Origin of the sequence: Afipia carboxidovorans OM5 (assembly GCF_000218565.1) — a bacterium.
GTDB classification, from domain to species: domain Bacteria; phylum Pseudomonadota; class Alphaproteobacteria; order Rhizobiales; family Xanthobacteraceae; genus Afipia; species Afipia carboxidovorans.
In genome coordinates, this window is sequence record NC_015685.1 from 153,854 (window position 1) to 167,269 (window position 13,416).

11 protein-coding genes are annotated in these 13,416 nt (G+C 62.7%); 6 read left to right on the plus strand and 5 right to left on the minus strand.

Features of this window, described 5'->3' with window-relative positions:
* Nucleotides 1–45: 45 nt before the first annotated feature.
* The gene (locus OCA5_RS18475; protein ID WP_012564780.1) at nucleotides 46–2,229 is read left to right on the plus strand and encodes a hypothetical protein; all 2,184 of its coding nucleotides are present in this window, start codon (nucleotides 46–48) and stop codon (nucleotides 2,227–2,229) included.
* Nucleotides 2,210–3,073 carry a phospholipase D-like domain-containing protein gene (locus OCA5_RS18480; RefSeq protein WP_244396101.1) on the plus strand — a complete coding sequence of 288 codons (864 nt, stop codon included), beginning with the start codon at nucleotides 2,210–2,212 and terminating at the stop codon, nucleotides 3,071–3,073. The genes OCA5_RS18475 and OCA5_RS18480 overlap by 20 nt, the downstream gene beginning before the upstream one ends.
* Before the next feature lie 602 nt (nucleotides 3,074–3,675).
* Here the strand turns inward: OCA5_RS18480 and OCA5_RS18490 are convergent.
* The 5 genes from OCA5_RS18490 to OCA5_RS18510 form a co-directional block, all read right to left on the minus strand.
* Nucleotides 3,676–4,875, minus strand: coding sequence for a hypothetical protein (locus tag OCA5_RS18490; protein WP_012564778.1), 1,200 nt, complete (start codon nucleotides 4,873–4,875; stop codon nucleotides 3,676–3,678).
* A gap of 30 nt (nucleotides 4,876–4,905) precedes the next feature.
* Entirely contained in the window at nucleotides 4,906–7,314 is a 2,409-nt protein-coding gene (locus OCA5_RS18495; RefSeq protein WP_012564777.1) for a S8 family peptidase, read from the minus strand.
* Between the two features lie 10 nt (nucleotides 7,315–7,324).
* On the minus strand, nucleotides 7,325–8,311 hold the full coding sequence (locus OCA5_RS18500) for an AAA family ATPase (protein WP_012564776.1): 987 nt from the start codon (nucleotides 8,309–8,311) through the stop codon (nucleotides 7,325–7,327).
* 128 nt (nucleotides 8,312–8,439) lie between these two features.
* Nucleotides 8,440–9,636: an RHE_PE00001 family protein gene (locus OCA5_RS18505; protein WP_012564775.1), complete on the minus strand. Its 1,197-nt coding sequence runs from the start codon at nucleotides 9,634–9,636 to the stop codon at nucleotides 8,440–8,442.
* Between the two features lie 251 nt (nucleotides 9,637–9,887).
* Nucleotides 9,888–10,202 carry a hypothetical protein gene (locus OCA5_RS18510; protein WP_013913495.1) on the minus strand — a complete coding sequence of 105 codons (315 nt, stop codon included), beginning with the start codon at nucleotides 10,200–10,202 and terminating at the stop codon, nucleotides 9,888–9,890.
* Between the two features lie 122 nt (nucleotides 10,203–10,324).
* Here OCA5_RS18510 and OCA5_RS18515 point away from each other — a divergent pair, with 122 nt between their 5' ends.
* From OCA5_RS18515 to OCA5_RS18530, 4 genes are read left to right on the plus strand one after another with little or no spacing between them, the layout of a single operon-like run.
* A complete protein-coding gene (locus OCA5_RS18515; protein WP_012564774.1) occupies nucleotides 10,325–10,603 on the plus strand; it encodes a type II toxin-antitoxin system Phd/YefM family antitoxin in 279 nt (92 codons plus the stop codon).
* Complete coding sequence (locus tag OCA5_RS18520) at nucleotides 10,600–11,037, plus strand: type II toxin-antitoxin system VapC family toxin (RefSeq protein WP_012564773.1); 438 nt, start codon at nucleotides 10,600–10,602, stop codon at nucleotides 11,035–11,037. Before OCA5_RS18515 ends, OCA5_RS18520 begins: the two co-directional genes overlap by 4 nt.
* The gene (locus OCA5_RS18525; protein WP_012564772.1) at nucleotides 11,034–12,122 is read left to right on the plus strand and encodes a hypothetical protein; all 1,089 of its coding nucleotides are present in this window, start codon (nucleotides 11,034–11,036) and stop codon (nucleotides 12,120–12,122) included. The genes OCA5_RS18520 and OCA5_RS18525 overlap by 4 nt, the downstream gene beginning before the upstream one ends.
* 13 nt (nucleotides 12,123–12,135) lie before the next feature.
* Nucleotides 12,136–13,308 (plus strand): site-specific integrase, encoded by a 1,173-nt coding sequence (locus tag OCA5_RS18530; protein ID WP_012564771.1) that lies wholly within the window; start codon nucleotides 12,136–12,138, stop codon nucleotides 13,306–13,308.
* The last annotated feature ends 108 nt before the right edge of the window (nucleotides 13,309–13,416 follow it).

The window sequence follows — 13,416 nt, forward strand, 5'->3', positions numbered from 1 at the left end:
CCACCCGCCGATACGGCCCGCGAAGCGGATGCGAAGGGCCCGTCCATGAGCCGATCGCAGGCGCAGATCGCCATGAGTTACGCGCCAGGGCAGCATTTTACGTTTGAGGGGGCTGCGGGCGCTTGTCAGGCCATGCCGTCTCCGAATGCGACGCCTGCGCGTCCAGAACAAACGACAAAAGTTCAAATCGAAATGCGCATCGACGAGGTTGCGCGTGCCTGGTTTGATAAGGCGATGGCCTGTCGGCAAAGCGAGGCCAATGTTCCGGCGCCGTTACCGGAATTTTGCGTGGACGTTTCGCTTTTGGATACGTCACGCACGCAATACAGCTTTAGGCCGACGGCGTTCGTCTATTTGAAGCCCGACCGGATGGGTTACCTCCCGCGCCCGACAACGCTCATATGCAGCGAGTGCGGTTTGATCGAGGCGACGGCAAATCCAAAGCAGATGGGACAGCGCCTCTCGGAACTGAGCGAGGAATGCCCGCATCCGAAGCGTCCTAACGATCCGTCGAACTGCTCGTGGGGTCAGCTCGACGTCATCTTCGCTCACTGGTCCGGCTCGTGGAAGCCGGCAAGTCCCAACATGACAGTCTACGATCAGGCGACCCGTCGCCCGATCAAGCGATTTGCGGTTTGTGGCAAATGCGGAAGCCGTCAGTTCGTCCTCAACAAGGATCAGGTGGCGCTTTCGAATTGGTCCTTCTCTTGCGCGAACTGCGGGACAAAAAATCCCGATCCATGGGTTGAGAAGTGCGACGAGACGCTTGGACGGATCGCATCGTCGATCGGGCCCGGCGGAAATATCGTCGGCGAAGCGTCCATGGAGAAGATCAATTACGCTGCGTCTTCGGCTTATTTTGTAAAATCCGATACGTTTATCACGTTTCCCGAAGGGTCAGGGATCGAAGCGCTGGAGCCGGGTCAGGCGCGACTGCTCGCGGGTGTGATTGAAAGGCTTGTCGGACTGGAGGGACCGGCGCTGGACGACGCCGAGGTGGCGGCGCAGCTGTTGGCGAAAGAGCGTAAAGCAGAAGCCAAGGAGTTCGACGAACTCCTGCAAGGCTTGAAGCTGGCCACCGACAACAATAACCAGGTGGTGGCGGACTTCATGATGAAGATGAGAACCGAGCGGCTTGCCAACTGGCAGCAAGCTGGATGGCTCCAGCGCAACGCCGCGTTACCGCTTGCTATAACGATGAAGCTTCAACAGCGGCACGAGTGGACGGGAAAGTACGATCCGTTCCGGCTTCTGGTCGAACATTCGGCGCTGACGAAGACGAAGCTTCGCGGAGAAATCGTCGGTGGCAGGGCCAGCTATGTCGACTTCTCCAATCCAGACGAGTGGCTTGTGCCGCCGAACTCGCCGCAACGCGCAACGATGGTTCAGAACGCGGAAGAGGCCATGCGCTTTCTGGGAGTCCGGCGCGCGGGTCTGATCAGCAAGTTCGATCTGTGCAAGTTCAGCTATGGATACTCACGCGTGGGAAACACGCCAAAAATACTCAAGCACGGTCGCATGATGCCGGTCCGTTTGAATCTCTTCCCAAAAGTGCAGACCGCGCAAGAGTCGCGCCATCCGGTCTATGTGCTCGAGCAATCGAACGAAGCGTTCTATTTCCAACTTGACGAGAATCTTGTGCGGGCGTGGCTGATGCAGCCGGAATTGGGATGCGCCGATGCAAGTTTGCTGAGTGATTACCCCAACAATTTCGCGGCGGCTTTGCTGAGTTCAGCAGAAATCATGTCAGGCTATCTCGAAGAGCATGATCGCAAGTCAAACCCGACAATCTATAAAATGACTTATGCGTTGCTGCATTCTTACTCGCATTACATCATGCAGGGGATACAGCAGTTTTCGGGTCTCGATTTGGGTTCGATCGGTGAATATCTATTTCCAACAGATCTTGGATTTGTCGTCTATCGCAACGGGATGACGCTCGATCTTGGCGATCTCTCCGCGTTGTGGCGCAACCACCACGAGGCGTTTCTTTCCTATCTCCGCAACTTTCCGACATCACTGGGCTGCAACCTCGGCAATCTGTGCATGACAAAGGGCGGGGCCTGTCCAGACTGCATTATGATTCCGGAAGTAATCTGCTTGACGGCCAATAAATATCTCAGCCGCTCAACCCTTATTGGTCGAGGCCGACCCGATTTCATCGTCGGAGAGGAACGCATTAAAGGATACCTCCAACTCGCGCTTGAAAATGCCAGAGCTGCTCAATGATCGTCGTTTCGATGCGCTGATCGGCGAGCTTTATCCGCTCGCCACACAGGCCGCGCGGATCATCGCACATTTAGCCGACAGTACGGATGCGATCGGCCGCTCGGATCGTGATCTAGCAGCTCGGTTGGGAGGCGTTTCTGCTGAGCACGTTGCCATCGTTCGTCGTGCGCTGATCGAGAATGGCCTTGCCACACGGTCGAGCTTTGCCACCCGGCTGCACTCAGAGCCTTCTGAGCTTGTTGCATTGGCCGAGCACCTCCAAGGCGTGGCCGCCTACCTTCGGGTCCATAAAGACCGGGACGAGGTCCGGTTGGTGCTCACGGAGCCCGGCTTGAAGAGTGCGCTTCGCCGGGCCATCGATGACGCGCAAGCGCTCCCGCCGATTGTCTTCCAGACGACCGATGCGTTTTTCAACTTGGCGCGCGGTGCCAGGCAGGAGTTAGTTATCCTCTCCCCGTTTTTGGACCCTCAAGGAGTGGCCCTGTTGCTGGAGCTATTCTCGCTTTGCCGGCCCGGGGTGCGCCGCGTGCTGATTTCAAGGCCCTTGGCAGAATCGCAATGTGGGGACGCGTTCAAACCACGCGCTGCCGATTTCCGGCGCTTGAATGTATCAGTGATCGAATATGCGTTGCCTTCATCGCTGCCGTCCGGTCGTGAGACGTTCCACGCGAAAGTCGTGCTGATTGATGATTCGGAATTCTACGTCGGATCGAGCAATTTTATGGGTTCGGCGCTCGAACGGTCATTTGAGTGTGGCGTGTTCATCCGAGGCGAGACAGCAAGGCAAATGCGCTCGGTTCTCCTCGCCGTTCGCGCGGTAGGAGTTCCGGTTCTCGATTATTAATGACGGCGTTGACGGCGCCGAACAACCCACTCGAATCCGGAGCTGCGCTCCATCGCAGGCAGCATTTAGATCGGACGCCGTCAATCTCGAGATGGGCATTCGCGAACCGGACCGGAGTTCGCATCTTGTCTTCAAAAGGCGAAGAAATGAAAACGCCGATTTCCGTGGAAGCCCACTTACGGGGGTCCCGACGTGGGCAACCGTCCGACCTTGGCGAAGAACAGGGTAATGACGGCTGCCGGTAAATCTGCGTCTACGAGGTGCTTGGGCGCCGACAGCTTGATCCGTGGTGGTCTGCGGGGCCTTCTCGGTCGGCTTTACTTGTATGAGACACTTCGGAAGATCGTTCTGGGCTACGAGAGGTCGTTCACGAGTGCGTGCCGGCTCGCTCTCAAGCAAGAAAATCCCAACTAAGCCGATCCGCCTGAGATTTCTCCGCGCGAAAGCCCTCCTGCTCACACCAGCAGCGGAACGTGTTCTGGCCTATCGCCCCGATGCTCCGCTTCGCCAAGACCGCCTCCCTTGATTCAAAATGTCCTAATCTTGCTTGTCTTGCTCGCCGTGGCGCCTTAACGGCTGACCGACACCCTTTCGGAACATCATCAGGGCCCCCTTGGCTTTAGCGTTTTACGAACCGCATCGTGCTGAGAGGTCTCTTGAAGAAAGCGATGGAATCCGGCGCCCCAGATCGCGGCCGTTTTGTCGGATGAGACGAGCCAGTCGCCGACCTTCGTCGGTGGCGGCACCCCGCCGCCGCCGATGTGGATACGAAGGGCATGGAACATCTCGATCGATTTACGATCAGGATCGGCATGCGGGTCAAAGCCACCATCCCACCAATCAACAAATAGCAAAGGTGCGGGCTGCGCCCTCGACCGAGCCTCCGCGAGCAATGTATTTAAGTGAAGGTCTCCGAGGCCTGCCCCGACCACATAGATCACGTCCGCTTCCATGACATCGCGGGTTAGCGCGGCGTAGAAATACGGCAACGGACGTTGCTGAAGCCGCGACAACTTATCGAGGCCGGTCACAATTGGTGTCCGCAAGACCTCAGATCCGTCCATCCGACGCAAACTACTTCCGGTGAAGTTCGCTGATTTGCGGGCCTCCAGTGGATCATCAAACCAGACCAGATCGGCGAAAGGTCCAGTGGCAGGACGGTGTGAATAACTCATGTGCACCGAGCCGTGCAGGAAGAACAGGCTCGGGTCGCACCAGTGGTCCCAAAATCCATGGACGTCGAATACGGTCTCCGTCGCGCCCTTGCGATCATAGCCTGTGTAAAGCGTCGGCCCCGCCTGCAGGGCAAAATCATCGTAGTTCGTGGTGTAGAGACGTGGAATGCCCGTCGCCTCCAGGCCGGTCAAGAACGCTCCAAATGGATCGACCGAACGTTGCGGGGCTGCGCTCCGTGTCGCGACCTCATCGTAAATCACTTCTGTGAGTTTTCCGACCAGAGCCCTCAGCGCCGCGCTGGTCGTCTTTGAGGTGTCCTTCAGGAACGGGACGAGGATGGGGCGAAACTCGTCGACTGCGCCTGCATTGGGTCGCTGGAGGTAAATGAGTTCGTGTGCGCAGTGATAGATTTGCTCAAAGTGAACGATCCCCGGATTGTACAGGTAACGCTTCAGCCGGCGTTTGATCGTTTTGTAGGCCACGTCGCCTTGTTGACTCTGCACCCATGGATCAGACATCACCGCCGTTTCGATGATGTCGGTGAATTTGATAGTCGCCGGGATGCCGTACTCAATCGATGCGCCAGCCCCCAGGATGACGAGCGCGCGTTCCTTAGCCTTCGACATGCACAGTGCTCGCGTAATCTACCTCGAATGTCACGTCTCAACCGTAGTCTGGATGGCGAGTGTTGTTTCAACCGGCGTGAAAATGTCGACGTTGGAGCCTGGTGCCCGAATGGTCACGACCAAAGCGTATTGCGCCAACGCGTCGAAGCGCTCGAGGTAGGGCTTTTCCTTCCACCACCCCCCGACAGGGAAGACGCCGACCGCGTCGCGCTCGGCGAGATCGGCAGCGCTCCCAGACCAGAAATCCGCGTGCAGAGATCCGCGATCGCGGAAGGTGCCGAGCAACCAGTCCTCACCGCCACCGCCCGGTGCCCCCTCCTCTTCATCACGAGCGGCCTGGTTGATGCGAGCGCGAAACTCGTCCACGCTTTCGGTCGCCAGTTTCATCCGAAAACGCAAGCCGTGTGAGGCGTAGCGATGCCGGCGCGTCCAGCCGCGTTCGCCGGGATTGGGCTCGATGAAATACGAAAGCGTGACGCGCAGCTCGACCTGCGCGTCATCAAGAGCCGCGAGCTCATCCTTCGGCCACGGCAACCGGTGCAGCTTCATGTCGCGCGTTTTCGCGGCCGCGGTCCCTTCACGCTGAAACGGTTGCAGCTCATCTTGGACGATGAGCGTCAAGTCATTGCGAGTCGACAGTAATGCGCGCCCGAGATCTGGGACGCCGTATCCGTAGCGGCGCACGAGTGACTGGATTTGCGTCTTTGCACCGTGGCACGCGTCAACCCGTGCCCGCATCGCCGGTGTCCATTCGGCCGAATGCACGATGAGGGCCCGGACTGTTTCGGGCCAATAAGTCGGTCGGGCCGCCAGGATTGCGCCCGCCATCCCGGCTGCATAGGCGGTCGCAGCGCTGGTGTCGCCGATCGTCGTGAAGTGGCGGCTCTCCGGACGAAAATAGGTGGTTAGCAGTTGAAGGTCGTCGATCTGCTCCCCGGGAAGGGTGCCGTCATGCGCCAGGTTGCCGCCCTCGAACACGACGTCAGGTTTCACCGGCCACTGACGATCCCAGATCACTGAGGTGCGGCTGCGCGGCGACAATTCACCGGCTGGCGCGATCGGCGTGTAGTCAGCAAAGTCCGGATCGATGATGTCGACCTTCTCCGTGAAGGCGCCGACTGTGAGCGCATTCCAGGCTTGCGCCGGATCGTCCACGGGTTCGAGATCGTTGCGCGTCAGGTGATCTTCCGGCGTGAGGTCGTCCGCGATATTGCCGGCCGACAGGATAATCAGCCGGCGATTTGCTTCCTCGAAGCACAGCTGGTCGACGGACGCTGACCAAGATGATGGCCGCCCGCGTGCCGGATTCACGCTCGTGACCGCCATCGCGATCGCCCGACGCCGCTGCGGAGCCTGAACCTCGGCGCGTGCGATCGCCTCTCCGGTGATCGCACCGTAGAGTTCGGGATCGTTCGCTGGCCCCGCCACCGGGACCAGATCGCCATAGAGGCTGATGCCGGCCATGCGTGTGCCATGACCTTGCCAGGCTGGTGTATCATCGACGCCCCACGCGGGATTGATGGTATGGCAATCGGCTGCGGCAAGCAGCGGTTCGATCAGGGGATGGGTGCGGCGCACCCCGCTGTCGAGCAGACACACCGCGACGTTTTCCTGCCCGGGTGGCCCGATCCGGGCCAGTAACTCTTCGCTCCAGGCTCTCTGCTCGGCGCCACCGAGACCCATGAAGAAGGCCGGGGTGTCCTTCGCCCGGCGGAGTTCGGCAACGACGTCGCTGTGCGCCACGAGCCGATCGAGGGTTGCAGCATCCGACAACGCCAGAAGGATCTCCCGCTCGGGAAATCTCACGGCGTGGGGGCGCAACGTGATGTTCAGGGCCTGGGCGACTCGCTCGAAGTTTTCCCGTCGCCCGTCGCGCAGCCACACTTCCCACCACACCCGCTCATTGGGATCGATAGGAAACAGCCGATCTTCGTCGGTGAACAGCGAGTGGGCCGTCGCCAGACGCACCGTGTCGATGCGCGACACCAGCGGTTCATTCCGAGGGCGGCCCGATTGTGTGTCCGTGGTGCGATATGCCTCAATCTTGCGCAGGTAAAAGTTTTCAGCGCGCGCCGGCACGAAGACGGATGCACGCAATGGATCGCCGGGCTGCTCCGGCTCGCGCACGGCGACGACCTCCATGTGCTGGCGGCGATCGGCGAGGAGATCGAGGCCCGCGCGCTCCGAACCGGGCAACTGGATTTCGAGGTAGAAACCGGGCGTTCCGACGGCCACGCCCGCGTCGCGCCCCGCCATCTGTTGGCGAGCCGCACCGAGAGCCTGTCCGACGGCCTGCGCGAGCGCTTGTGCATGGGCAGCGCGTTCGCGATCGGGCAGAGCTGGTGGAGTAATGACCTGGTTCGGCCGCCGGTAGGGCTCCCTCACACCGTTGTTGCGCAGAAGGAGGTGCGGTCGGTCGCGCGGAAAATCGTCTGCCATGTCCGCGCTGCTATTCCGTTAAAGAGGCGCGCCGACGCTCCGTTAACGCTTCGAGCAGCGTTTCCGATGTGATCCGCTTACCGTTTCGCAGAAGAATGGATTTTGCTGCATCGTCGGCAGCGCGCACGATCTCGGCCTGTGACAGGCCGACCGCGTGTTGAGCGGCCTCAGACCAAGCGAGGCCGCGCGTGTCGAAACGATCGAGCCTCGCGCGGAGCAGCGCGTCGGCCAACGCAGCATCTGGCACCGCGTATTCGATGACGTCGTCGAAGCGCCGAAACAGCGCCTTGTCCAACAGCTTGGGATGGTTGGTCGCAGCGATGATCAAGCCGTGGCTTTCGTCCTGCTCCAAAAACTGCAGGAAAGAGTTCAACACACGGCGGATCTCGCCGACGTCCTGGCGCTCGCCGCGTCGCGCGCCGATCGCGTCGAACTCGTCGAAGAAGTAGACGCCCCGCGTTGCTTGCATCGCATCGAACACCAGCCGCAGCTTGGCGGCGGTTTCGCCCATGAATTTCGTGATCAGACCGTCAAGCACGATCGTGAACAAGGGCAGATGCAACTCACCTGCTAACACGGCCGCAGTCATGGTCTTGCCCGAGCCGGGCGGGCCGACAAGCAGCAGCTTGCGCCGCGGATAAAGACCATGTTCGCGCAAGTTCTGCTGTTGCCGTTGTTCTTTCAGCACACGTACCAAGCGTACACGGATCGTTTCCGGCAGAATCATATCCCCGAGGCGCAGGTCCGGGTAGCGCGCGTTCAGAAGGCTGGCGAGCTCCCCCTTAGGCTGCACGAGCGGGACCGGCCGGGCCTCTCGTCCGATTGCTGGCTCCTTGGTTTTCGCCGCGTCGACGAGTTCCTTGAGTTCTTGAGCCAGCTTGCCATGACCTTGCCGGGCCTCGTGTGCCGCAAGCTGCATTGCCGTAGCGAGGAAGCGGTCCTCGTCGCCGGCGATATGGCTCTTCAGCAGGGTTACGATGTGGCGGGCTGTGGTCATGGACTCTTCTTCTTCAGGGCTCTCCGTGCGATCAGCGGCGCCGCGCACGCGACGTTAACTTTTAGACCGGGTTTTGTATCGCGGAATCGTGTCTTTTCCCTTGTCAGATCGAGTTCTGGGCGCGTCGGTCAAAGAACACCCCAAGCCCGATATCGTCCCCTGCCGGTTGCCTCGCGCAGGCCGAGCTCCGCGACCATGTCCTGGGCGGCCCGTGGCGTGACCTTCAATTCCTCTGCGATCATCCCGGCCGACACGATCGGCCGGGTCAGCACGTAGTCGAGCAGCGCCGGCAACCGGGAGGTGGAGCGGCGGCCGTCGAGCTTGCGGGCCAGCAGGGTGCGGGCGGTCAGCCAGCGGTCGTGGTCCTTCAGCCCGGCCGCGGCCGCAGCGGCGATCGCCTCGAGCTGGACTGCGAGACGCCCTGCCCTGTCGGCCGGCCGCCGTCGCTCGCGCGGGATCGCCTTAAGGCCCTCGTTCAGGCACGGCAGGTGCATCCGCGCCTTGCCGCGTTCCCGTAGCAGGCTGGCGCCGAGCAGGCGTCCGAGCCAGGGTGTATGCTGCAGCGGCTCGATCGCGGCCCAGGCGTCTGCCGCGATTGCCGACGCCAGCGTCGGCGGCAGGTTGCGTGTTTGGTCGACGACCGTACGCCACGAGTCGAGACGTTCGTCCTCGTCCCAGTCGAGGTCGTAGACCAGCGGGTCCCGCTCGGGCCGCGGCTGGCGCCGACCATTGTTTTCGCCCGCCAGCGTGCGATCGGCCTGGGCGATCGCGGCGTCTACGGCCGCGAAGACGTCGGCCAGCCGGTCGTCGGTTGGGGCCACGCGAAACGCCTCGCCTGTATCAGCGTCGCCGTCTTCGTCCTCCGGACCGCGCGCCTCATCCTCGTCCTCATCCCGGTCGCGCGCCCCATCTTCCCGGCTGCGCTCTCCCCTCCCCCGCAGGCCAGCGAGCCCCGCCGCCGACAAGGCCCAGTCGGCTTTCGCCTCAGCGATGCGGCGGCGCGCACGGAGCACGGTGTGGGCGCGGGTCAGCTCGTGGGTCGGCGTGCGGATGTCCATGCCGGCGTCGTGGAGAACGAGGTCGTCGAGGTGGACGAGTTCGCCTTCGAGCCACAGACTGGCGCAGGCATCGGTGAAGTGGGTCCGCGCGGCCCAACCGTCGCGGATCGGACTTTTTGCAAGTCGCTCGTCGAGCCGCGCGACCGAATCCTCGGCGGCCGCGAGCGGTCCGGCAATCGACGGCCAAGGTAGCGGATCGGGGGTCTGATAGCCAGAATGCAAGGTTTTGATAACCTTAACGAGAATCGATGTAACGGAAGCTATCATGGCCGTCGCTTCCGTCATAGAGATGCCTTCTAGCACGCCCTTCTGAGTATCGATAACTACCTCTTATCGATAGTGTTGAGCACGGAATCGAAAATCGGCGATTCTGACCGTCCTCAGCCCGGAAAATAATGCGCGCCGGGCCTCCGATCGATGAGAGGACGCCGCCGCTGCCAGCCCCCTCCCCTCCTCCGGACGCCTTGGCCTCGCGGCTTAGACGTCGTGGCTCGGCACGATATCCGTGCCGGCCAAGCTCAATTGTCGTCGTAGAGGCTGTTGCGAAAGGCCTTGTCGGCTGGCTGCCCCTTGGTTGGGTCGCCGCGCTGGCCGAGTTCTCGCGCGATGCGAGCGCCCTCCTCGACCAGAGTGGTCGCCTCTGGCTCAAGCTCGGCATGGAGGTGCTCGAAGCCGGGCGTCATCTCGCTGGCCTCGATTGCGGCGATCTCCTCGTCGGTCAGATCGATGGTCCGAACGGCCCGACGATCGCGCCCGGCCGCTTCGCGCTGCTCGGCCGTCCTCACTTGGTCGGCCGCCGCCTGCGTTTGATTCTGCGTCTCGTGACTGCCCATGGCGCGGTCCTTTGGTCCAGCCCGATCATAGCAAAAAGAAGCTCTCTCCGCGCGTGCTCTGTTGAAGGTTGCAGTGGATCTATATATAGTCACAATGGTCATTATGGTCACAGGAGTGGATCGTGACAGCCTCCCGCAAAACCCACGCCCACGAATCGGATCATTGGACGGTTGCCGGCGCTAAAGCGCGCCTCTCCGAAGTGATTGAGCGCGCCCAGACTGATCCGCAGATCATCACCCGCCACGGCAAGCCGAGCGTCGTCATCGTCTCGGCCGAGGAATGGGCGCGCAAGACCGTCCGCAAGGGGACCCTGGCCGAATTCCTGATGGCCTCGCCCCTGCGGGACGCCGATCTCGATCTCGATCGGGTTCGCGATCAGCCGCGCGACCTTGATCTATGAATGTCCTGCTCGACACCAACGTGCTCTCCGAGGTTCGCCGGCCGGCGCCAGATCCGAAGGTGCTTGCCTGGCTCGATGCGATCGACGAGGACCGGGCCTTCATCAGCGTGACATCGATCGCCGAGCTCCGGCGCGGCATCGCCCTGATGGACGACGGCCGCCGTCGCGAAGCGCTGACGGCCTGGCTCGCAGAGGATCTGCCGGCGCGTTTCGCCGGCCGGATCCTGCCGATCGACCCGGCGATCGCCGCACGCTGGGGCGATCTGATGGCACATGCCCGCCAGAGCGGCTTTGCCCTTTCGGTCATGGACGGGTTTTTCGCAGCGACGGCTCTCGACCGCGAACTCATGCTCGCGACCCGCAACACCAAGGATTTTGCTCCGCTGGGCGTGCCGCTGTTGAACCCCTGGACAGATGAAGGAGTCTCGGGATGACTGCCCTTGCCCGTTTCCCGGACGTCGCCTCGCTCGAAGCCGTCCTGGCTGGTCTCGATCCGGCCTCGGCCGACGCGGACCTCATCCCGGCGCTGGCCGCCGCCTTTCCGGGCTTCGCCTTCGGCGTTGCGCCGGTCGACGACGAATACTGGCGCGACACAAGGTCGGTCCTTCGGCCGGACGGCACCCGGATCGGCGAATTGCGGCCATGGATGACGGCCGAGCTCGCGAAAGACAACGGCGACATCGCGGCGGTGTGGCGCCGCCTGAAAGAGACCGATCTGCAGATCACCGAATGGCGCGGTACCAGCGCCTTCGTGTCCGCGCCAACAGGGCCCGGCGCGGCCGACTATATCCAGATTGCGCTTGGTCGCGAGATCGAGTGGCGCGCCGGCCCGATCGTCAATCCGAACTACCGACCGTGGGGCAAGGAGGAACTGCTTGATCCCGCTTGGCCTCGGCAGGACCCGCTCCCGGAGACGGACCGTCTCGCCGGTCCGCTCTACCGCCTGCTCGATCGCGCCGGCGGCGCGGTGATTCACGTCCGCAGCTTTCTTGACCGCTGTAGCCGCGTCGAGCGGGAGAAGCGGGAGGCCAAACGGCCCGAATTGGAGCGTCGCGTCATTCGCGAGGTCGGGCCGGGCGGAACGCGCGAGACGCCGTTCCTCGACGCGGTGCCGGACTATTTTGAATTTGTCCCGAGGGAGCCGCGGTTCTTTCAAGACTGGGAGGAATCGAGCGCCAGGCCGCAGCGCGTGTTCGCGCATTGGGCGCTCGACGCCCGCGATTACACCCACAAGGGCGAGCGCGAGGTCGGCTTTATCCCCCGGCCCCTGAAGCCTCCGAAGGAGCGGCTGCTAATGACGCCGGAGGCTTCGGTGCATGCGCTGATGGACCGGATCGAGTCCGTCGACCGCGAGGTCGGCCTGCCCTTCGGCTGGTTCTTTCTGATGACCCATGGCCATTGGGTCGAGCCGGACGTTGGGCTCGCGATTGCTGAAGGTCTGAAGGCACAGCGCGTCCGCCTTCCTGACCCGGACGCCCGCGTGTTGCTGCGCTGGGCCGATCGAAGCTACGGCTTCTGACGGAGCGCCGCCGATGGACGACATCACCTCCCGCGTGCTGGTCTCCGATCCGGAAACCCGGCGGGCGCTGCAGCTCGACGCGCTCTCCGCGATCCTGCCCATGGAGCGGCGCGATCAGCTCGCCGAACTGCTCACTGACGACGACGTCGAGACACTGAAGCATCTCGCGCGCGAGGGCGTGGGCGAGAACACCCTCCGAGCGCTCGCCTCCGATCTGGCCTATCTTGAGGGTTGGGCGAGGACGGCGACAGGGTCGCCGTTGCCATGGCCGGCGCCGGAAAGCCTGGTGCTGAAATACGTGGCGCATCATCTTTGGGACCCGGCCAAACGCGAAACCGATCCGCACCACGGCATGCCGACCGCGGTCGCGACCGAGCTGCAGGACGCCTTGCTTCTCCGCACCATCGGGCCGCACGCGCCATCGACCGTCAAACGCCGGCTGGCAAATTGGGGCACGCTGCACCGCTGGAAAGGGCAGGAGGGCCCGTTCCACGCGCCCAGTCTTCGCGCGGCGCTAAGGCTCGCGGTCCGAGCCAGCGTCCGGCCGCGGCAGCGCAAGAGTAAACGCGCTGTCACCCGCGACGTGCTCGACCGGCTGCTCGCGACCTGTCGCTCCGACCGGATCGTGGACACCCGCGATCTCGCAATCCTGCTCATGGCTTTTGCCTCCGGCGGCCGACGCCGGAGCGAGGTGGCAAGGCTCCGGGTCGAGCAGATCAGCGACGAGGCCGCCGTGCCGCTCGATCCCAAGGACCCGCGATCGCCGACTTTGCCGTGCGTGGCCATCCAGCTCGGCCGGACTAAAACCGGCGTCGCGGACGAGGCGGGGAGGGTGCTCCTGGTCGGTCCGCCGGTCGAGGCGCTGCGCGAATGGCTTGAGCGGGCCGACATCTCCAAGGGACCGGTCTTCCGCGCGATCGATCGCTGGGAGGCGTTGGAGGAACGGGCGCTCACGCCGCAGTCGATCAACCTGATCGTCAAGCGGCGCTGCGCCATGGCGGGCCTGGAGCCGCGGGAGTTTTCGGCGCATGGGCTGAGGTCCGGGTATCTGACCGAGGCAGCGCGTCAAGGCGTGGCCCTGCCTGAGGCGATGCAGCAGTCACAGCACCGATCGGTCCAACAAGCGGCGAGCTACTACAACGAGGCGGAAAGATCGTTTGGACGGGCAGCTCGCTTGATTCTCTGATCCACGACGGCCCCATTTATCGCCGGGCCTTGCTCCGACACAGGCCAGTTCTCAGCTGAGAACTGGTGCCGGTGAATCGAAAAGTTCTCAGCTGAGAACACTCCGGCT

What these genes read in the sequence shown, in the direction of transcription:
- OCA5_RS18510 (WP_013913495.1), bottom strand. Translation starts at nt 10,202, where the DNA reads ATGGGCAGTCACGAGACGCAGAATCAAACGCAGGCGGCGGCCGACCAA.
- OCA5_RS18525 (WP_012564772.1), top strand. Translation starts at nt 11,034, where the DNA reads ATGACTGCCCTTGCCCGTTTCCCGGACGTCGCCTCGCTCGAAGCCGTC.
- OCA5_RS18490 (WP_012564778.1), bottom strand. Translation starts at nt 4,875, where the DNA reads ATGTCGAAGGCTAAGGAACGCGCGCTCGTCATCCTGGGGGCTGGCGCA.
- OCA5_RS18500 (WP_012564776.1), bottom strand. Translation starts at nt 8,311, where the DNA reads ATGACCACAGCCCGCCACATCGTAACCCTGCTGAAGAGCCATATCGCC.
- OCA5_RS18530 (WP_012564771.1), top strand. Translation starts at nt 12,136, where the DNA reads ATGGACGACATCACCTCCCGCGTGCTGGTCTCCGATCCGGAAACCCGG.
- OCA5_RS18495 (WP_012564777.1), bottom strand. Translation starts at nt 7,314, where the DNA reads ATGGCAGACGATTTTCCGCGCGACCGACCGCACCTCCTTCTGCGCAAC.
- OCA5_RS18480 (WP_244396101.1), top strand. Translation starts at nt 2,210, where the DNA reads ATGCCAGAGCTGCTCAATGATCGTCGTTTCGATGCGCTGATCGGCGAG.
- OCA5_RS18520 (WP_012564773.1), top strand. Translation starts at nt 10,600, where the DNA reads ATGAATGTCCTGCTCGACACCAACGTGCTCTCCGAGGTTCGCCGGCCG.
- OCA5_RS18505 (WP_012564775.1), bottom strand. Translation starts at nt 9,636, where the DNA reads ATGATAGCTTCCGTTACATCGATTCTCGTTAAGGTTATCAAAACCTTG.
- OCA5_RS18475 (WP_012564780.1), top strand. Translation starts at nt 46, where the DNA reads ATGAGCCGATCGCAGGCGCAGATCGCCATGAGTTACGCGCCAGGGCAG.